Origin of the sequence: Mesosutterella multiformis, assembly GCF_003402575.1 — a bacterium.
GTDB lineage: Bacteria > Pseudomonadota > Gammaproteobacteria > Burkholderiales > Burkholderiaceae_F > Mesosutterella > Mesosutterella multiformis.
Genome location: NZ_BGZJ01000002.1, coordinates 207,703 through 224,988, shown reverse-complemented (window position 1 = coordinate 224,988; position 17,286 = coordinate 207,703). Strand labels below are relative to the sequence as shown.

Here is a 17,286-nt window from a genome sequence, read left to right as displayed (position 1 = left end):
GGCTTTAAGGCGAGTCAAAAGCGAAACTCCTGCTGCACCGCGGACGGAAGCCGGATCCCTTCAAGATTAAGGAGATAGCGCTTCGCGTCGAACCCGCCGCCGTAACCCGTGAGACTGCCATCCCGGCCTACTACCCGGTGGCACGGCACGATGATGGAGAACGGATTCTCACCCACCGCGATCCCGACCGCCCGCATGGCTTTTGGTTTCCCGATCGCTTCCGCGATTTCGCCGTAGGTCGTCACGCGGCCAAACGGGATCTTCCTTAACGAATCCCACACCGCGGTCTGGAATTCCGTCCCGAGAAACCGAAGCGGTAGGTCGAACGATTTTCGTTTCCCCGCGAAATAGTCATCGAGCTGCGACGCGGTTTCTTCGAGCACCGGATCCGTCCCTGACTCGAAAACCGGGTTTCCGAGATAGCGGTTCAGCCGGGCGCGGACCGTAGCCTCATGCCACCCCGCCACCCAGTCCGCCTGGATCAGCGCTCCGGACGTAGTTCCTAAGAGCAACTCCCCGCAGGGAGTCTGGTACGTCATCGTGACTACGCTTTTTTCCTCCACTTTTCTCTCCTTCCGGGTGATCTTTTTTCCTTACTTTTTTCAAAAATCTTTGGTAAAGTTTCCAACGCTTTTGATGTGGATATGCATCCGATGTTATTGATTTTAATAGCGAAAATAGAGTCTTCGCTATTCCAAAAATGCATATCGACGCGTCGAAGCCTAACCTTTGAAAACACCTATTAGGATCAAGAATACTATGAAGATCTCCGCTCGCAACTGCCTCGAAGGCAAAGTCGTTTCCATCAAGAAGGGCCCCGTTTCCACCGAAGTGACCCTTGAGACCGCCGCCGGCGAAAAGATCGTCTCCTCCATCACCACCGCTTCCGCCGAGTCCCTCGGTCTCGACGTCGGTGTCAAGGCTTTCGCCGTGATCAAGGCTTCCTCCGTGATGGTCGCTGTGGAGTAATCCACACACGGGTATGAGTCTCCGACAAGGAGACTCCGCGATCCAGGCCGGTTCATTCGTGAACCGGCTTTTTTATTTCCGGCAAGTTTCTGAGAAAAAGACAGACACCGCCCGGATGGCTGCCGCCTAAAATTGATGATAAGAAAGTGTCTTTGAACACAAATAACAAGAATTTCAGAGAAGACCGGAATCGCTCCGGTCTCATTGGAGATTTTTAAATGACAGCAACCAATCCGCAGGCTCCGGTGATCGGGTCGAAGAACGTCACGGGTCTTGATGTCCCGGGTTCCCGCGCGAAAGTGTTCTTTACGCCGGTGATCGACGCCGAGCACCTCTTTAAGCTCTATCGCCGCGTGAATGAAGGCATCTACGGCCGCACCGCGATCAAGCTGCACACCGGTGAAAAGCACGGTCCCAATATTCTTCCGCGTGACCTCGTGCGTGACTTCCAGAGCCGCATCCCGAACAGCAACATCGTTGAGACGAACACCCTTTACGAAGGTGACCGCTACACGACGGAAGGTCACCGTGAAACGCTGAAGGTGAATGGCTGGGATTTCTGCCCGGTCGACATTCTTGACGAGGAAGGCGGCGTTGACCTCCCGGTCCGTAACGGCTTCCATCTCGACCATGTGACGATGGGCGGCCATATCGTGAATTACGACTCCCTCATCGTTCTCACCCATTTCAAGGGTCACGCGATGGGCGGCTTCGGCGGCTCGATGAAGAATATCGCGATCGGCCTCGCCTCGGGCCGCGTCGGCAAGCGCCAGGTGCATGGCGTGGTCGACAAGATCCCCGAAAGCTGGACCGACTGGCCCATGAAGGAACCCTTCATGGAACTGATGGTGGATTCCGCGAAGGCGACGCTTGACTACTTCGGGAAGCACGTCACCTTCATTAACGTCCTTCGCCGCATGTCGGTTGACTGCGACTGCGCCGGTGTCACGGCCGCTGAGCCGACGATTCCGGATATCGGCATCCTCGCCTCCACCGACCTCCTCGCGATCGATCAGGCGTCTGTCGACCTCGTGTTCAATCACGAGAGCAACAAGGACCTCGTGGAACGCATGACCTCCCGCCACGGTCTCCGTCAGCTGTCCGGCATGGCTGAGAAGAAGATGGGGAACCCGCAGTACGAGCTGATCACGATCGAATAACCGACGGATCATCGAAATACAGAAAGAGCCAGGAAACCTCCAGGTTTTCTGGCTCTTTTGCTGTTTGCGCAAAGAATAGATGTCAGCCGCCGAAAAGCCGCTTCCACTCCTCTTCCGCGCGTTTCTTCGCGTCTGACGCTGACGCGGCCGGCGCTTCGGTGCGGGACGACACCTCCTCCCCTTCAAAATCCTCTTCGATCCGATCCCGGTAGTAGGACATCGGGGAGGAAGACGCGAGGAACCCCTCCGCGATCTCTTCTCCCACGCCCCGGAACCGCAGGATTCTTCGCGTGTCGAACTCCACTTCAAGCGTACGGCTGCGGCGGTCGTACGCGGCACTCCGGATGCCGCCCCGCCGTATGGTCTTCCACTCCATGGCTCGCCTCCTCGGACTCTTTCCGACTGACACGGACACTGATAAAAATAAATGTACGCCGATTCCGGTCTGAATCAAGGTTTTCAGCAATATTTCCAAATACAAAAAGCCTCTGATTGCATAATTTCAGGACATAAAATTTATGTATCAGCTGGCTGAGAGGCCGGCACCACTTAATTTTGGAGGATCTGATGGCTTCTGACTCCTGCTCCTGCAGCCTTGCGACGAACCATAAGACTTGCCCCCTTCCTGGAAAGACAGAAGATCTCTACACGATGCCCTCCGTTCCGGGATATCCGAAACTGCGCGCCGGCACGCAGCTCGACGCGATCTGGGGCCGGATGCTTGCGACTGGCAAGGGATACCGCCGTCCCGGCATCAAGAAGGAACCGGGCACCTGCCCGGGGCTCCCCCGCGTCATGGTGGTGTTTGATACCCAGTGCCCGTGGTCTCACCGCCTCTGGGACACCGCAATGATCCTGAAGGACGAGATCGATTTCCTCTGGTTCCCGGTCTGCGTCACCAAGGACGTGAGCACCGCGCAGGCCGCGGCGATTCTCGCATCCGACACCCCCTGGGCTCTCACCAAAGAGAGCGAAGAGCTCTTCGACGATCCGGATTTCCGCGGCATCAATCCGAAGGACTATCCGGTCACCCAGGAACAGCGTGACGTCGCCTGGAACAACTCCCGTATCTTCCGCAAGGCGGGCGGCACTCAGGTGCCGCTCGGCATCTACCGAACGCCTGATAATCAGTTCGTTCCGATCTTCGGCGACGCGACGGCAGAAGAAATCCGAAAGATTGTCGGTATCGGCTGAAACGCTTTACCGAGACACTTAAAAGCGCGGGCTCCTATCAAACGGGAGCCCGCGTTTTTTTCACTTCCGTCAGAATTTTTGACATCCTGACAGGTTAAGAGCATTGATTTCCGGAGCGCCTTCCCGAGCGCCCACGCAAACCCCTTTGAATCCCCTGTATTTACTATGGGAATCGGTGTTTTCTTTCGCCTTCCTCAAGACATTCACAAATTTTTTCAGGTTAACCGCTTTCAAGTGCGCTTTTGACTACTACACTATTAGTTGAAAGTTACTGACCCTGCCTGTTCCTTTTCTCTGAAGATATATCTCTCAGACTACAGAAAAGGAAAACCCCGGGGCTAAAACTCACTGACAGGAGATCGCCATATGGCTGAAGCAGAAGAAGTGAAGACAGAAACGGTCACCGTGACGCTTACGGAAGATACGCTCGCAGGTCTCCGCCTCATCGCGGAACATAAGGGGATCACAGTCGAAGAAGTGATCGGGCGCCTCGCCTCCGCCGCCGCGAAAACCGCGCACACAGCGAAGAGCGCGAACGAGAAGCGCAAAGCGATCGCGCAGCTGATTTCTGAAGAACTCACCGATCTCAACGCGAAGAAGGATGAGTTCCTGAAGCAGATGCGGGAGCGCCGTGAACAGAATAAAAGGAATCCTCCCAACCCCTGATACAAAGACAAAGCATTGCCAGCCGGTATCGGAACCCTGACCCGTTATGAGCTTTTCCGGTACCCGGTGAAAGACCAACACGAAAAGGAGTCTCAACATGGCTGATAAGAAAGAAACCGTAAAGACTGAGGCTGCCCCGGCGGCAGCTCCGGCTGAACCCGCTCCGGCTCCTGTGCCGGCGATTCCGCCGCTCACGCTCGAACTCGATCAGGAAACGCTTGAAGGGCTGCAGCTGATCGCGGACGCGAAGAAGACGGACGTTCAGACGATCGTGAAGAAGTTCTGCACGCGCGCCTCCAAGGCCGCTCTCGCCGCGAAGGCCGCGGACGAGAAGCGCGAGGAAATCCTCGCGAAGATCTCGGACGAGATCGACGAGATGAGCGAAAAGAAGAAGGAACTCCTCACCCGCATCAAGGCCGTGAAGATCGATCCGGATCTCGGCTGCGAAGACTGGGATAAGGATGTCCGCGAAACGGCGAAGAAGCTGAAGAAGATGCTGAAGAAGCTCTGATGCTGAGACTCAGACGACTGTGATCCCCCGCGCGGCGCGCCAGACAGAGCACGCCGCGCGGATTTTTTTCTTAAACTACGACTAGCGATAGAACCCCCGCAGAACCGGGTTCTGACTTCATACGGACCGCACCCGAATGACGACACCACGCCGCAAGAAAGCAACGCCTAAGAGAGTCACCAAAGCGAAACGGAGTTCCAGAAAGACTCTGTCCCCGTTTAAGAAACGTCTCGCGGTCGCAGCCGCCGCTCTCGTGATCATCGCGGGCGTGTCTCTCACGCTGATCCCGAACGCCTGGAATACGGTCAAAAACGCCGTGGGGCTCGGGTCACCTGACCGCGAAGTGCGGGTACCGCCCGCCGCGAAACCAAGTCCCGCGGCGACTCCGACCGCGATTTCGCTCCTTCACGGCAAAGTGACCAAAGTGGATAGCGGTGACGCCTTCACGGCGCTGATCACGGATGGGTCAACTGAGCGCGTGAGGCTTGTCGGAATCGACGCGCCGGACCCGGATCAGGTCTGGGGCGACAAGAGCTACTTCGCGCTCGCCGCGCTCCTTAACGGAAAGGATGTCGTGATCCGGTTCCGGGGCCGTGACGCCTACGGTCGGATTCTTGGGCGCGTGATCGCGGATGGGAAGGACGTCGGTCTCACGCAGCTCACGAACGGGAACGCCTGGTACATGAAGGCGGACGCCCCGCAGCTCACGCCTCCAGCCCGGAAGCTCTACCCGGCAGCCGAAGCCTCGGCGAAGAAAAACCGGATTGGTCTCTGGGCCGATCCCGCGCCGGTTTCCCCGTGGGATTTCCGGAAGGGAACGGGCGCGTCGGAACTGAAAACGTTTGAGGAAAAGAGTGAAGTGAAGCAGCCGGACGGCTTTTTCGGCCGCGTCACCTCGATTTTTTCCGGAAAATCCTGAGTCACGAACGAAAAGTCCCGCAAATACGCCGTTTCGCACTGCACGCTGTGTTTCTTTTTTCTACACTAGAGCGATGCGATTGAGCTCCGCCGGTATGAGCTCTTTATTTGTTAGCTGACGCTGATGACTGACCCCCGCGATAACCACTCCGTTATTTCCTCACTCCTCAACTCCCTCATGAGTTCCCCGAAGCTTAAAAAGGCGGCGGGCGTCTTTGTCGCCGCCTTTGTCGGCGCGATCGCCGTGAATGGCTTCACCGGTAACGGCATCACAAACGCCTTCAGGCACGCGACGCAGGAAACGATGAAGTCCGTGAAGGGCGGAGCCGGAGCTCCGGCCGCTCTCCCAGGGCAGAATCCGACCGCGACCGGGTCCACAGCCGGTCTTCCTGACTCGACCGCGAACGCCGGAGCCCAGGAGGTTCAGGGGCAGGTCGTGAAGGTGGCGGACGGCGACACCATTACGCTCAAAAAAACGGATGGCCAGACGATCCGCATCCGGTTCCTTGGGATCGACGCCCCGGAGCATGACCAGGCGGGCGGTCCCGCGAGCAAGGCTCATCTCGAGTCGCTTGTTGCCGGTCGGAACGTCACGGTCCGCTATCGGAACCTCGATCAGTACGGACGCACGGTCGGCAAGGTGCTGGTGGACGGGAAGGATATCAATTTAAGCCAGCTTCAGACCGGGAACGCCTGGTTCTACCGGAGCTATCAGAAGTCGATGTTCCCCGAGGACCGGCCGATTTACGAGGCCGCTGAGGAAAAAGCAAGAAGCGAGCATATCGGTCTCTGGAGCGAAGCGAACCCGACCCCGCCCTGGGACTTCCGAAAGGCGAAGCGTTCAGGCTCAGACAAAGGATTTTTCTAAAAAGACGAAGCGGCTGACGCCTGAATCGGCGGCAGCGCCCTTTTCTTTTCCCTCTTAATTTATGACGCCCGGAACACCGGAGGTTCCCATCCGAACCCCGATTCCGGCGCGTTCAGGAGATCAAGATCATGTCGAAGAAAAAGAAGCAGAAAGAGAAGCAGCAGAAGAAGAGCTTCCGGGAGCAGAAGCTTCCGGGCTGGATGGAAGACGCTGAAGTCCTGGATATCCACCGCAAGGCTCCGATGATCCGCACGATCTCCGAAGTGGTGTATTCGCAGATCATCGGGAAGCGCGAGGCGCGGCAGCTCCGGATGACCGTTCTGATTCCGGACACCGGCGCCGCGAAACCCGCGGTGCTCTTCTTCCCGGGCGGCGGCTGGCTGGGTGCCGCTAAGGACCGCTTTGCCGAAAACCGCTGGGCGCTTGCTGAAGCCGGTTTTGTCGTCGCGACGGCTGAATACCGCACGATCCCGGCCGGGTTCCCGGCCCAGGTGGTGGACGGCAAGACCGCGCTCCGGTTCCTCCGAGCCCACGCCGCCGACTTTGAGATCGACACCGACCGCATCGGCGTGATGGGAAATTCGGCGGGCGGGTGGCTCGCTGAGATGGTGGCGCTTTCCACCCATACCCGCGAGTGGACGTCCGCTGAGTGGGGTGATGAATCCGAAGCCGTCAGCGCCTGCTGCGCCCTGCACCCGGTTTCTAACCTCATCGGTATCGGTGAGGGGCTCGACCCCGACGCCGTCGCGGCGCACGACTCTGAGTCGTCGCCTGAAGCGCTTCTCGTGAACGGCGTGTCGTTCACCGGCCGCGGTGACGGCCCGATCGCCTCGGTCCCCGAGAAAGCGGAAGCCGCGAGCCCCGCGGGTCTCCTCATCCGGAAGCCTGCTGACGTCAAGGCGCCTCCGTTCCTCCTCATCCACGGCACCGCGGACCGCATGGTGTCCCCCGCTCAGAGCGCCCATATGGCGGAGCTCCTGAAGGAAGCGCACGTGCCCTTCCGCTACTACCTCCTTGAAGGCGTCGATCATTCGTCCGACCCCGCCTGGTATCAGGAACCGATCTGCGACCTTATCGTGAAGTTCTTCGAGAAGAAGCTCGGGGACTGATCGGGACGCTGCCGGTCTGACCCGGCAGATACACGAACGCCTTCCGGTGATCCATCGGAAGGCGTTTTGTTTGGGATTGCCGTCCCAGAAAAGCCGGGGACGCGATCCTTCAGCTATCAGAGACCGCCCGCGGCTTCAGGCTTCTCAGCCGGGACTTCCGCCGCTTCCGGCGTCTCAGAGCCAAGAGCCTCTTCCGGCACCGCTTCCGCCTCAGCTTCCGCGGCTGCCGCCTCGGCTTCAAGCCGCTCCATATATTCCTTCTCTACCCGGGCGAGACGCTTCTTGCTGTAGCCCTTCCCGCGGAGGCACCCCTCATACGGGGTCATATTGAGCATATGGAAATTGACCCGGCTGCGGGGCACCGTGAACTCCGCCGTCTGATGCCAGTGACCGAAGTACCAGTCGCGGACCCGCGGCAGACGCTCAAAGAGGAGCTGCAGATTATCCTCGGACACCGTCCCGAGGAGCCAGTCCCGCTGCAGCTGGCACGCCTTGCAGACATCATCGATCCCAACGGACGGCACCGTGTGCGTCACCATGACATCGATTTTGTCGAGGTCGACGGTCTTCATGATCGCCTTCACTTCGGGTTCGGTGAGGAGTTCTTCCGGGAACCAGGTCTTCCCGGGCTCACGGAATTCCTTATCAATCGAGAGCGCGCCGCCCACGAAAAGGTAACGTTTGCCATTCAGCTTCAGAGTGCTCCCGCGCGGCATGTAGTAAAGCCGCTTCCGGATCCGGATCGGCTTATCGCTTCCGTGCTCCGCGACGAGTTCCCGCAGCAGCTTATGGTTCTCGTGATTGCCGTCGCAGAAATACACCTTCGTCTGATCATTCACGAGCGAATCAAAGAAGTATCCGGGTTCCGTCCCCGACTCCTCAAAGTCACTCTTTCTCCAATACCCGAAATCCCCGACCACGATCGCCACATCGGGCTTCAGTTCCTTCAGCGCGTAATTCATGAAGGCGAATTCGGCGTGCGTGTCACCGACAAAAAGCACCTTCTTTTTCTTTGTATCTTTTTTACCCGCCATCTGTCTCTCTCCAGTGTGTCAGTTATCGACTTATCAGGCGTCAGAAACGGCTATCCGCCCTCCGGCGTCATATGAAATCATACGGAGAACACGGAAAATGTGCGCAAAATTTTCGTAAGAAAACCCGAAAAAACGGATTCCGGAACACGGGAATGCCGTGGTTTCGGGGGTTCCCGGCGCGTTTCAGGCAAAAGAAAAGGCCGGAGAATCCGTGTCACTGAATTCTTCCGGCCTATACCGATTGGATCCGGGGTTTATCGGGATCAGCGGTCTCCGCGGTCCTCAATCCGGACCGGAGCCACGGCTTCCCGAAGCATCGGGCCGCCGCTTGATCCGCCGTCCTCCGCACGGTTCTTCACGATGAACTGCTGCCAGATCTCTTTCGAGAAGAACACGCAGTAGAGGAGCGCGCAGGTGAGCCAGTCAAAAAGAGCGGTGGCAAGCGTATGCGACATGAAGTGTTCGCCACGCATCACCTGAATCACGCTGCAGGCGATACCGAAGAGCCACGTGAAAATGAGGCTCCCGCGGGCGAGACGCGGGCGTACATCACGGAACGCGAAATACATCGCGAAGCAGCAGAACGCGGTGCCGGTGAAGCCCGAGGGCCAGCAGTGACCGGGGTTCTTGTGGAAGGAGAACACGGGGCTCAAGAGCGGCGCGTTCCCGCTGAACACCTCAACAGCGTACGGGCAGTAGACACCGGTCGTGTCCTTCAGGAACTTCACGAGGAACACGGACGCGAGCATCCCGAGGATCAGGTAAAGCGCGCGGCGGTTACCGACTTCGCCGAGCTTATAGGGAGGAACCTTGTTCCGAAGATTCTGGATGATCACATAAAGCGCCGAGAACCCGATAAAGAACGGCACGATGCGGAACAGACGGTGAATCCACACCATCACCGGAATCCGGTTCAGCGCGAACTTCGTCCCGTTATAGAACGGCTCCGAAAGCGCGATATCAAGCGCGTGCGGGGGGTAAAGCGTAATGTAAGCGAGGATAAGTCCCGGAATCAGGAACCACTTCACGAGGGTCCACGCGGTGATCGGGGCAAGCTGAATCTTCTGAGTCTGAGGCATAAGGCTATGCGGTTCTCCGAATGACGCGAAATTGCAAAAGGCAGAATTTTAAAAGAATAACTCATCGAAAAGTCAAAATGCCGTGAAATTGCAACAGAATTTCACGGCATTGGAACTGGATTTCCCTTGCTTCCCGATTACTTTTCTTTCTTCCGGTCCTGCAGCGCGAGAAGCACCATATTGAGAATCACGCAGGCCGCGCCCGTGATCTCCCAGGCGTTGAAGGGCACGTGAAAGACGATCACGGTAAGCACCACGGCGGTGAGCGGCTCGAACGACGACAGCAGCCCCGTGACGGAGGCTGAGACGTATTCCATGCTTTTCAGAAGCGAATAGTAGGCGAGGACCGACGCCACGAGAACAATAAAGAGGTAATTCGCGAATGCGGCCGGTGTCCAGTCCACAACCATGTGAAACGGCGGATGCACGATAAACCCGAGGAGCCCGCCGACAAGAAGCCCGCACCCAAGCACCGGGACCACGCCGATGCGGCCGGCCACTTTCTTTGGCTGCAGCGTGCAGAACGCCTGGAAGCCTGCTGAAATGATTCCCCAGACGACACCGGCCACCGTGAAATTGAGTGACGAGAAATCGCCCCGCGTCACGAGAAGCACCACGCCTGTCACGGCGAGCGCGAGGCAGACGTATTCCGTCCCCGTCACGGGACGCTTCTCCCGCACCGCAAGCCAGAAAAGAATCATGAGCGGAACGAAACCCACCATGAGGCTCGCGGTTCCGGCGTTGGATTTCTCGATCGAGACGAAGAACGTGAGCTGCAGAAGCAGAAGCCCGACACCAAAAATCAGAATCGCGCCGATATTCCGAAGGTTCCGGAAGACATCGCGGAAGAAATTCCGCCTCGCCGCGAGACCGTAGGCGAGAAGGAGAATCAGCCCCGCTCCGAACAGACGGATCGAGACGAGATCGAGCGGCGTGAAGCGGCAATAGGTGAAGAGGTACTGGGCCGCGATGCCGCCGGCACCGAAACCGATGCCGGAGAGGGCGGCAAGCCCAATCCCTATAAGAGTTCTGATCTGCATAGGAGAGAGTATGCGTGAGGGGTGGTTATTTTTTATAAATCTGTCTGATTCTCTCACAGTAACGAGCGGCTGAAATCCGGAACGCTTCCTTTTTAATCGCGTCACTCGCCCGGAAAAGCCGGTTCCCAGTGTAAAGATCCGCGATTTCAGCCCGATTAGCTCAAGACAAAAGAAATTCAGAAACCAGACAAATACTCACCTCCTCTACACTGAGTATGCCTTTGGAGGAATGGAGAGAGTCCTCCGAAGCGCGTCCACAAAGGAGAGAGACTGCCGCGGGGCCGGAGTGATCCGCCCCGCGGACTGTCTGTCCGCCGCCAACATTTCGAGGAGACCGAAACATGATCTGGATTGGACTCGCGATTGTCCTTGTCACTTTCTGGCTGATTTACAAGAACTACGAGGCGCGCCTCGTCCTGACACTCTCAGGCGTCCTGATGGCGCTGATCGGAGAAGCCGCGCTCGGGTCGCCGACCACGGTCGGCGCCGCGGTGGACGCCTTTATCAAGCAGCTCGTGAACGGGGGCCTGGTTCCCGTGATTGTCACCGTGATGGGTTTCGGCGCGGTGATGACGTACACCAAGTGCTCTGACCACCTCGTGAACGCGCTTGTCCGTCCGCTCACTCACGTTCCGGCGATCGTGGTGCCAGGCGCGGCGATCATTACCTGGGGCCTCAATATTGTGCTGCCGTCCGCCGCCGGGGTCTCGGCCGCGGTCGGCGTTCTCCTCATTCCGGCCCTCATCGCGCTTAAGGTGCGTCCGGTGATGGCAGCTGCCGCCGTGTTCCTCGGCACCTGGGGTTCCGTGATCAGCCCGGGGCTGATGTTTAACCCGCAGATCGCGTCGATCGCCTATAAGGCGGGCGAAATTCCGACCGCGGACTCGATGATCGTGATCATGCAGGAAGCGATCCCTGCCGCGCTTGGCATTCTGATCGCCTCGCTCATCCTTGCCGCGATTTCCATGTTGCTGAAGGAAGGTGTCGGCTCCGTAAAGGAAGAAACGGAAACGGACCGCGAAATGGCGAATTTCAGAATCAATCCGATCATGGCGATCATCCCCGTGATCCCGCTCTTCCTCCTCGTCATCGCGTCAAAGCAGGTCGGGTGGCTTCCGACGAAAACGTTCTCGGTTCCGGTCTGCATGCTGATCGGCACGGCGCTTGGCATGGTGGTCGGTCTTATTCATAAGCAGGACGTCGGCGAAACGTCAAAGCGCTTCTGCAAGGGCGCGGGCGACGGTTTCAATAACGTCGTGATCCTGATCGCCGCGGCCGCGCTTTTCGCGGCCGGCATGAAGTCGATCGGTCTCACCGGCGCGCTCGTTGACGCCATGAAGGGCTCGCAGTCTGTCGCCATGATCGCGGCTGCCGTGGGTCCGTTCCTCATGGCGGTTGTCTCCGGTTCCGGAAACGCCGCGGCGCTCGCCTTCAATGAGGCGATCACGCCGCACGCCGCGGACTTTGGGATGACCATTGTGCAGCTCGGCGCTGTCGCCCAGATTGCGGCCGGCATCGGCCGCACGATGTCCCCTGTCGCGGGCGGCGTCATCATTCTCGCCGGCATCGCGGGTGTCAACCCGATGCAGGTCGTGAAGCGCACCGCGCTCCCCTGCGTCGCCGCGGTGATTGTGACGACGATCGCGATGTTCACACTCGGCTGAAGACTCTGAAGAGAAGCCGCGGGAGCGGGGCACCGCGGCTCCTTTCTCCGGATACCAAAAGACCGCCTGAGGATTTTTCCTTCAGGCGGTCTTCTTATGGCTAGCCCCTCGCTCACTTCCGAGGAGAGGCTTCTTACACTCAGGAGGCGGCGGCTTCGCCCGCGGCGTTCGCGGCTTCGCGTTCCGCTTTCTTTTCAGCGGCGATCGCTTCACGTTCCTTCAGCTCTTCCTTCTTCGGCATCGGCCAGAGCTTCAGGTAAAGCTTCGCGAAGATACCGACAAAAAGCGCGGAAACAAACGTGCCTTCACGGATACCGATGAGACCGCCCGAGAAAATAAAGGCGACAAGGCAGGCCATCAGAACAAGCGTCCAGTCGTTAAACACCTTCACGGTACCGAACGGCTTCCGGAAGAGAATCGACTCCGCGATCACCAGACCTTCGCCCGGCTGCACGATTGTTCGGGAATGCAGCTGCATCACGATACCAAGCGCGAGAACCGTGTTCCCGGCAAAGCTGATCAGGAGGCGGAGCGGATAGGACTCCGGCATGATGCCGCCTGAGAGGCTCATCGTGAAATCGATGAAGGCGCTGAACACGAACACGACCGGAATCTGAAAGAACGTCGTGTAGTGGAACACGCCCTTGCGGCTGAGGATCACCCACTGCAGCGCGATGAAGATCAGATTGATAAAGAAGGTCGTCGTACCGAAGGAGTATCCGGTGAGACCGGTGACCGCGTACGGCAGCGAACTGATCGGGGTCGTCCCGAGATTCGTCTGAGTAATGATTGCAATGCCGCAGGCCGCGACAAACATCCCTGCTACCAGCAGGGTCCATCTCCACACATATTCAAAGAACTTATCTGAATTCAAAACTTTTCTCCACATTTCGTGCGACACGAAGCGATGGGCGCAGCCCCCTTCGCTGCCGCAGGTCTGTCATTGTAGGAAAAGCAAGCAAACGTGAAAACCGACCCCCATCCCATACATAGACCATCCTCACCCTTCGGGCTACCACTATTGGTGGGATGGAGAGTCGATTTAATAGAGCTTATGACGGAATAGCCAGCCCGCTATGGGGAGGCAGACAGCGGCCATGAGCGTGAGCGGAATGAATTCCATCCAGATGTCGCCAAGCACCGCGCCTTCGAGGTAGACACGCTTCACGATCTCAAGCCCGAACCGCAGCGGATTGAGATACGTGAGGTACCGGACACCGACCGCCATGTTGGCGATCGGGGAGACGAACCCCGAAAGCAGCACGAAAGGCACGATGAGGAGGAAGGACCAGAGCATCGCCTGCTGCATATTCGTGCAGAGCGCGGAAATCGAGAGTCCGATACCGACCGCGGCGATGTTGAAGAAGAGGAGCCCGAGGTAGAGAAGCCCGACGCTCCCCACGATATGAATCCCGAACCAGAACTGCACGATGAGGAAAATGAGCGTGCTCTGCGCGATGCCGATGATGATCGAGGGGACGGCCTTCCCGACGAGGATCTGGGGCGGTGTGAGCGGCGTGACAAGCAGCTGATCAAACGTTCCCCGCTCGCGCTCCCGGGCGACCGAAAACGCCGCCATCATCATGGTCTGAAGAAGGGAGAGCGAGGCGATCAGCGCGATCAGAATGTTCCATCGGCTGTCGAGCGTCGGGTTGTACCAGGAGCGGGTGTCAACTGACACGGCGCTCGTCTGCCCCGTGATTGAGGCCCCATAGTTCGCCGCGATCGAACTGATATACGCGCCCGCGAGGCTCGCGGTCATTGAGTTTCGGCCGTCCAGAATCAGTTCCACGGGGGCGGTCTGACCGGATGAGAGTTTCGCCGCGAAGTCTGACGGGATATTGATCGCCGCGACCACCTTTCCCGTCACGACCGCGTCCTCGATCTGGGACTGCGAGGTGAGCGTCATCGCGCGGATAAACATCCCGGTGCTGTCGAGATGCGTGAGGAGTTCAGTCGACGCCTTGCAGTTACAGGAATCCATCACCGCGTACGGGACGTAGCGGAGGTCAAAACTCGCGGCGTAACCGAAAAGGAACGCCTGGATGATCACCGGGGCGATCAGGATCGAGCGGCTCACCGGGTCCTTCATGAGGACGAGGAGCTCCTTCCGGATCAGGGCCCGGACCTGGGAGAACCAGATAATGAGTGAATTGAAGCGTTGGGTTTTCATGAGTCTTTACTCCACGCGCTTCCGAAGCGTCCAGGTGGTGAGGATAAGGAAGAGGATCGTGTAGCCAAGGAGGATCAGGACACCCTGACTCACCACCGAGGCGTCGTTTCCGGCAAGGAAGAGGAGTTTCGCCACCTTCATGAAGTGGGTCGCGGGGAAGATCTCGCAGATCGGCTGGATCCACCCCGGCATATTCCGGAGGTCAAACACGAACCCCGAGAACATCACGGCCGGCATGAAGCTCACGAGCAGCGCCATCTGGCTCGCGAGGAACTGATTCCGCGTGACACCCGAAACGAGAAGCCCCATCAGAAGCGAAACGAGCAGGTAGAGGATTGAGACGAGCACAATCAGCACAAGCGACCCGCGGATCGGCACCTTGAAGAGGAACCGCGCGGCGAGGAGGCAGATCGCGATATCGATGATCCCGATCACGAGGTACGGGGCAACTTTCGCGAGCGCGATCTCAAAGGGCCGCACCGGGGTGACAAAGAGTGACTCAAAGGTGCCGCGCTCCCACTCGCGCGCGATCAGCATCGAGGCGAGGAATGTGCCGATGAGCGTCATGATCAGAACGATGATCCCCGGGACAAGGTACCAGGTACTGATCGCGTTCGGGTTGAACCAGATCCGCAGCACGACTGATATCCCGCCGCCCACGGTGATGCCGCCGCGTCGGGCCGCTTCCTTCGCGCCCCAGTTCGAGACGGCGCTCAGCACATACCCCTGAATCGTCTTCGCGGTCTGCGCGTCAACGCCATTCAGAATCAGCTGCACGGTTGAGTTCCCAGCCGCGTACTGCTGCCCGAAATTCACCGGAATCCTGAGAATACCGAGCGCCTCCGACTGCTCCATCATCTCGACCGCCGCCGGATAGTCTTTCACGCGGACCGGGACGAGATACTTGCTCCCGCCGAGACTCTGCGCGATGTCGCGCGCCGCGGCGGAGGAGTCCTCCACCACGACCGCGACCTTCGCGTTCTCGACGTCAAACGAAATGCCGTACCCGAAAAGCAGAATCAGGATGATCGGGAGCAGAATCCCGATCGCGAGATTGCTCTTATCGCGGATCATCTGCCGGAACTCTTTCTCGAGCAGCGCGAAGTACCGGGTGAAGAACCCGGAGAGACCGGTTTCAGCCTGATCAGTCATCTCGTGTACCCCCGTTTCTCACGCGAATTTTCCACAATCGCGATAAAGGCGCTGTTCATATCGACACAGTTCTCGCCCCCGAGCTTCCGGACTTCAGCCGGCGTGCCTAGCGCGAGCATCTCGCCCTTATCCTGAATCGCGATCCGGTCGCAGTACTCCGCCTCTTCCATAAAGTGCGTTGTCACAATCATCGTGCGGCCCTGACTCGCGAGCTGCGTGATGATGCGCCAGAAGGCGCGGCGCGCGAGCGGATCAAGACCCGATGTCGGTTCATCGAGGAAGAGAATCGCGGGCTCATGAATCATGGCGGCCGCGATCGCGAGACGCCGCTGCATGCCGGCCGGTATCTTCCCCGCGATGTCATCCGCGTTCAGGTGAAATTCCCGGATCACGTGCTCAATCCGCTCCTCGAGATGCTTCCCGCGAAGCCCATAAGCGCCGCCGAAAAACTCCAGGTTCTCCCGGACGGAGAGGTTCCGGTAAAGCGAAAACTTCTGCGCGACGTAACCCACGTGGCCGCGGGCTTCAGCGCGCGCCGTGCGGAGGTTGAGCCCATCCACCTGCACGAGACCGCTCGTCGCGGGGAGAAGCCCGCAGAGAATCCGGAAGGTCACCGTTTTTCCGGCGCCATTCGGCCCGAGAAGCCCGAAGATTTCTCCTGGCTTCACGGAGAAGGACGTGCTTTTCACGGCGGTGAAGTCACCGAACTTCCGGACGAGGTCCTTCACGATAATGACCGGAGCGACGTCGCCGTCAGACGCCCGATGGCTCTCAATCGGAGCCGGGTTCGGGAGACGGGGGTCTTCGCCCTTCACGATCTCCCGCATGAAGGTGTCTTCAAATTCTGGAGGTCTCGGGCGAAGATTCGTGCGGGGGGCAACCGCGTCGAGCTGCGCCTGCGTTACACCCTCTTTCGCGATGATGCGGACGTCGCCCCCCTGCGGCACGGCGTCTGTCGTGAGGTCCAGCCTGTCATAGAACGCGGTCTGCAGGAACCGGGGCGCTTCACCGTGCTCCGGCGTCGCGAAATACGTGAGTCCCGCGGACTCAAGCGTCATTTCTTTTGGCTTCCCCTCGCGGATCAGCTTTCCGCCGTGAAGAAGGAAAACGTAATCCGAATTCTCCGCCTCATCCATATAGCTCGTGGCCCAGAGGACCGAGATCCGCTGTCTGGAAACAAGTTTCGAGACAATTTCCCAGAGGTCGCGGCGTGACAGAGGGTCGACGCCGACAGAGGGCTCATCGAGAAGGAGGAGGTCGGGTGTCCGCACGAGCGAACAGATGAGCCCCAGCTTCTGCTTCATGCCGCCTGAGAGTTTTCCGGCCGGACGGTCGAGGTAGCGCGCGAGATCCGCCATCGCGAGAAGCTCCGGGTAACGCTCTTTCCGCTTCGCTTCAGGGACGCCATGGAGATCGGCGTAGAGGTCGAGGTTTTCGCTCACCGAAAGATCCTCGTAGAGCCCGAACGCCTGCGGCATGTAGCTGATCCGATCCTGCACCGCCTGGGAGTCCGTCGCCGGGTTGATGCCGAGAACCGAGAGTTCTCCCGAATCCGCCTTCATGAGCCCTGTGATATGGCGCATGAAAGTCGTCTTCCCCGCGCCGTCAACGCCGACAAGCGACACGATGACGTTGGGTGGCATGGAGAGCGTCAGGTCGGAGAGCGCTTCAATGTGCTCCCCATCCGCCCCCACGAAGGATTTCGTGAGACCGCGCGCCGTGACGACAGGAGTGAAATCAGCCATGAGA

General features: G+C 58.8%; 18 protein-coding genes. 9 read left to right on the top strand and 9 right to left on the bottom strand.

The window, feature by feature from the left end:
• Positions 1-14 precede the first annotated feature (14 nt).
• Positions 15-563, bottom strand: coding sequence for a methylated-DNA--[protein]-cysteine S-methyltransferase (locus M4NBBH2_RS09685; RefSeq protein ID WP_174703628.1), 549 nt, complete (start codon positions 561-563; stop codon positions 15-17).
• A 196-nt stretch (positions 564-759) separates the two neighbouring features.
• Here M4NBBH2_RS09685 and M4NBBH2_RS09680 point away from each other — a divergent pair, with 196 nt between their 5' ends.
• Together M4NBBH2_RS09680 and M4NBBH2_RS09675 are read left to right on the top strand one after the other, a co-directional pair.
• Entirely contained in the window at positions 760-969 is a 210-nt protein-coding gene (locus M4NBBH2_RS09680; protein WP_116270788.1) for a TOBE domain-containing protein, read from the top strand.
• Between the two features lie 218 nt (positions 970-1,187).
• Positions 1,188-2,129: a DUF362 domain-containing protein gene (locus M4NBBH2_RS09675; protein ID WP_116270787.1), complete on the top strand. Its 942-nt coding sequence runs from the start codon at positions 1,188-1,190 to the stop codon at positions 2,127-2,129.
• 82 nt (positions 2,130-2,211) lie between these two features.
• Here M4NBBH2_RS09675 and M4NBBH2_RS09670 read toward each other — a convergent pair whose 3' ends face one another.
• Positions 2,212-2,505, bottom strand: a complete 294-nt coding sequence (locus M4NBBH2_RS09670) for a KTSC domain-containing protein (RefSeq protein WP_116270786.1) — start codon at positions 2,503-2,505, stop codon at positions 2,212-2,214.
• Positions 2,506-2,696: 191 nt separating this feature from the next.
• On the opposite strand from M4NBBH2_RS09670, the gene M4NBBH2_RS09665 reads away from it, so the two are divergent.
• The 6 genes from M4NBBH2_RS09665 (at position 2,697) to M4NBBH2_RS09640 (ending at position 7,395) form a co-directional block, all read left to right on the top strand.
• Positions 2,697-3,323: a hypothetical protein gene (locus tag M4NBBH2_RS09665; RefSeq protein WP_235005573.1), complete on the top strand. Its 627-nt coding sequence runs from the start codon at positions 2,697-2,699 to the stop codon at positions 3,321-3,323.
• 366 nt (positions 3,324-3,689) lie between these two features.
• A complete protein-coding gene (locus tag M4NBBH2_RS09660) occupies positions 3,690-3,989 on the top strand; it encodes a hypothetical protein (protein ID WP_116270785.1) in 300 nt (99 codons plus the stop codon).
• Between the two features lie 97 nt (positions 3,990-4,086).
• A complete protein-coding gene (locus M4NBBH2_RS09655; RefSeq protein WP_116270784.1) occupies positions 4,087-4,500 on the top strand; it encodes a hypothetical protein in 414 nt (137 codons plus the stop codon).
• Positions 4,501-4,636: 136 nt separating this feature from the next.
• Positions 4,637-5,419 (top strand): thermonuclease family protein, encoded by a 783-nt coding sequence (locus M4NBBH2_RS09650; protein ID WP_116270783.1) that lies wholly within the window; start codon positions 4,637-4,639, stop codon positions 5,417-5,419.
• 123 nt (positions 5,420-5,542) lie between these two features.
• Positions 5,543-6,286 (top strand): thermonuclease family protein, encoded by a 744-nt coding sequence (locus M4NBBH2_RS09645; protein ID WP_116270782.1) that lies wholly within the window; start codon positions 5,543-5,545, stop codon positions 6,284-6,286.
• Between the two features lie 128 nt (positions 6,287-6,414).
• Positions 6,415-7,395 carry an alpha/beta hydrolase gene (locus M4NBBH2_RS09640; RefSeq protein ID WP_116270781.1) on the top strand — a complete coding sequence of 327 codons (981 nt, stop codon included), beginning with the start codon at positions 6,415-6,417 and terminating at the stop codon, positions 7,393-7,395.
• 116 nt (positions 7,396-7,511) lie between these two features.
• On the opposite strand, the gene M4NBBH2_RS09635 is transcribed toward M4NBBH2_RS09640, so the two are convergent.
• The 3 genes from M4NBBH2_RS09635 to M4NBBH2_RS09625 form a co-directional block, all read right to left on the bottom strand.
• Complete coding sequence (locus tag M4NBBH2_RS09635; protein ID WP_116270780.1) at positions 7,512-8,429, bottom strand: metallophosphoesterase family protein; 918 nt, start codon at positions 8,427-8,429, stop codon at positions 7,512-7,514.
• 263 nt (positions 8,430-8,692) lie between these two features.
• Complete coding sequence (locus tag M4NBBH2_RS09630; protein ID WP_116270779.1) at positions 8,693-9,508, bottom strand: phosphatase PAP2 family protein; 816 nt, start codon at positions 9,506-9,508, stop codon at positions 8,693-8,695.
• Between the two features lie 137 nt (positions 9,509-9,645).
• Positions 9,646-10,548 (bottom strand): DMT family transporter, encoded by a 903-nt coding sequence (locus M4NBBH2_RS09625; RefSeq protein WP_116270778.1) that lies wholly within the window; start codon positions 10,546-10,548, stop codon positions 9,646-9,648.
• A gap of 341 nt (positions 10,549-10,889) precedes the next feature.
• On the opposite strand from M4NBBH2_RS09625, the gene dcuC reads away from it, so the two are divergent.
• On the top strand, positions 10,890-12,212 hold the full coding sequence (gene dcuC / locus M4NBBH2_RS09620; protein ID WP_116270777.1) for a C4-dicarboxylate transporter DcuC: 1,323 nt from the start codon (positions 10,890-10,892) through the stop codon (positions 12,210-12,212).
• Positions 12,213-12,351: 139 nt separating this feature from the next.
• On the opposite strand, the gene M4NBBH2_RS09615 is transcribed toward dcuC, so the two are convergent.
• The 4 genes from M4NBBH2_RS09615 to M4NBBH2_RS09600 form a co-directional block, all read right to left on the bottom strand.
• Positions 12,352-13,086 (bottom strand): YczE/YyaS/YitT family protein, encoded by a 735-nt coding sequence (locus tag M4NBBH2_RS09615; RefSeq protein ID WP_125064665.1) that lies wholly within the window; start codon positions 13,084-13,086, stop codon positions 12,352-12,354.
• A 168-nt stretch (positions 13,087-13,254) separates the two neighbouring features.
• Positions 13,255-14,385 carry an ABC transporter permease gene (locus M4NBBH2_RS09610; protein ID WP_116270775.1) on the bottom strand — a complete coding sequence of 377 codons (1,131 nt, stop codon included), beginning with the start codon at positions 14,383-14,385 and terminating at the stop codon, positions 13,255-13,257.
• Between the two features lie 6 nt (positions 14,386-14,391).
• Positions 14,392-15,537: an ABC transporter permease gene (locus tag M4NBBH2_RS09605; protein ID WP_116270774.1), complete on the bottom strand. Its 1,146-nt coding sequence runs from the start codon at positions 15,535-15,537 to the stop codon at positions 14,392-14,394.
• The gene (locus tag M4NBBH2_RS09600) at positions 15,534-17,282 is read right to left on the bottom strand and encodes an ATP-binding cassette domain-containing protein (protein WP_116271113.1); all 1,749 of its coding nucleotides are present in this window, start codon (positions 17,280-17,282) and stop codon (positions 15,534-15,536) included. Before M4NBBH2_RS09600 ends, M4NBBH2_RS09605 begins: the two co-directional genes overlap by 4 nt.
• Between the last annotated feature and the right edge of the window lie 4 nt (positions 17,283-17,286).

Coding starts and splice junctions, on each gene's coding strand:
- M4NBBH2_RS09680 (WP_116270788.1), top strand. CDS start 760: ATGAAGATCTCCGCTCGCAACTGCCTCGAAGGCAAAGTCGTTTCCATC.
- M4NBBH2_RS09675 (WP_116270787.1), top strand. CDS start 1,188: ATGACAGCAACCAATCCGCAGGCTCCGGTGATCGGGTCGAAGAACGTC.
- M4NBBH2_RS09670 (WP_116270786.1), bottom strand. CDS start 2,505: ATGGAGTGGAAGACCATACGGCGGGGCGGCATCCGGAGTGCCGCGTAC.
- M4NBBH2_RS09665 (WP_235005573.1), top strand. CDS start 2,697: ATGGCTTCTGACTCCTGCTCCTGCAGCCTTGCGACGAACCATAAGACT.
- M4NBBH2_RS09660 (WP_116270785.1), top strand. CDS start 3,690: ATGGCTGAAGCAGAAGAAGTGAAGACAGAAACGGTCACCGTGACGCTT.
- M4NBBH2_RS09655 (WP_116270784.1), top strand. CDS start 4,087: ATGGCTGATAAGAAAGAAACCGTAAAGACTGAGGCTGCCCCGGCGGCA.
- M4NBBH2_RS09650 (WP_116270783.1), top strand. CDS start 4,637: ATGACGACACCACGCCGCAAGAAAGCAACGCCTAAGAGAGTCACCAAA.
- M4NBBH2_RS09645 (WP_116270782.1), top strand. CDS start 5,543: ATGACTGACCCCCGCGATAACCACTCCGTTATTTCCTCACTCCTCAAC.
- M4NBBH2_RS09640 (WP_116270781.1), top strand. CDS start 6,415: ATGTCGAAGAAAAAGAAGCAGAAAGAGAAGCAGCAGAAGAAGAGCTTC.
- M4NBBH2_RS09635 (WP_116270780.1), bottom strand. CDS start 8,429: ATGGCGGGTAAAAAAGATACAAAGAAAAAGAAGGTGCTTTTTGTCGGT.
- M4NBBH2_RS09630 (WP_116270779.1), bottom strand. CDS start 9,508: ATGCCTCAGACTCAGAAGATTCAGCTTGCCCCGATCACCGCGTGGACC.
- M4NBBH2_RS09625 (WP_116270778.1), bottom strand. CDS start 10,548: ATGCAGATCAGAACTCTTATAGGGATTGGGCTTGCCGCCCTCTCCGGC.
- dcuC (WP_116270777.1), top strand. CDS start 10,890: ATGATCTGGATTGGACTCGCGATTGTCCTTGTCACTTTCTGGCTGATT.
- M4NBBH2_RS09610 (WP_116270775.1), bottom strand. CDS start 14,385: ATGAAAACCCAACGCTTCAATTCACTCATTATCTGGTTCTCCCAGGTC.
- M4NBBH2_RS09605 (WP_116270774.1), bottom strand. CDS start 15,537: ATGACTGATCAGGCTGAAACCGGTCTCTCCGGGTTCTTCACCCGGTAC.
- M4NBBH2_RS09600 (WP_116271113.1), bottom strand. CDS start 17,282: ATGGCTGATTTCACTCCTGTCGTCACGGCGCGCGGTCTCACGAAATCC.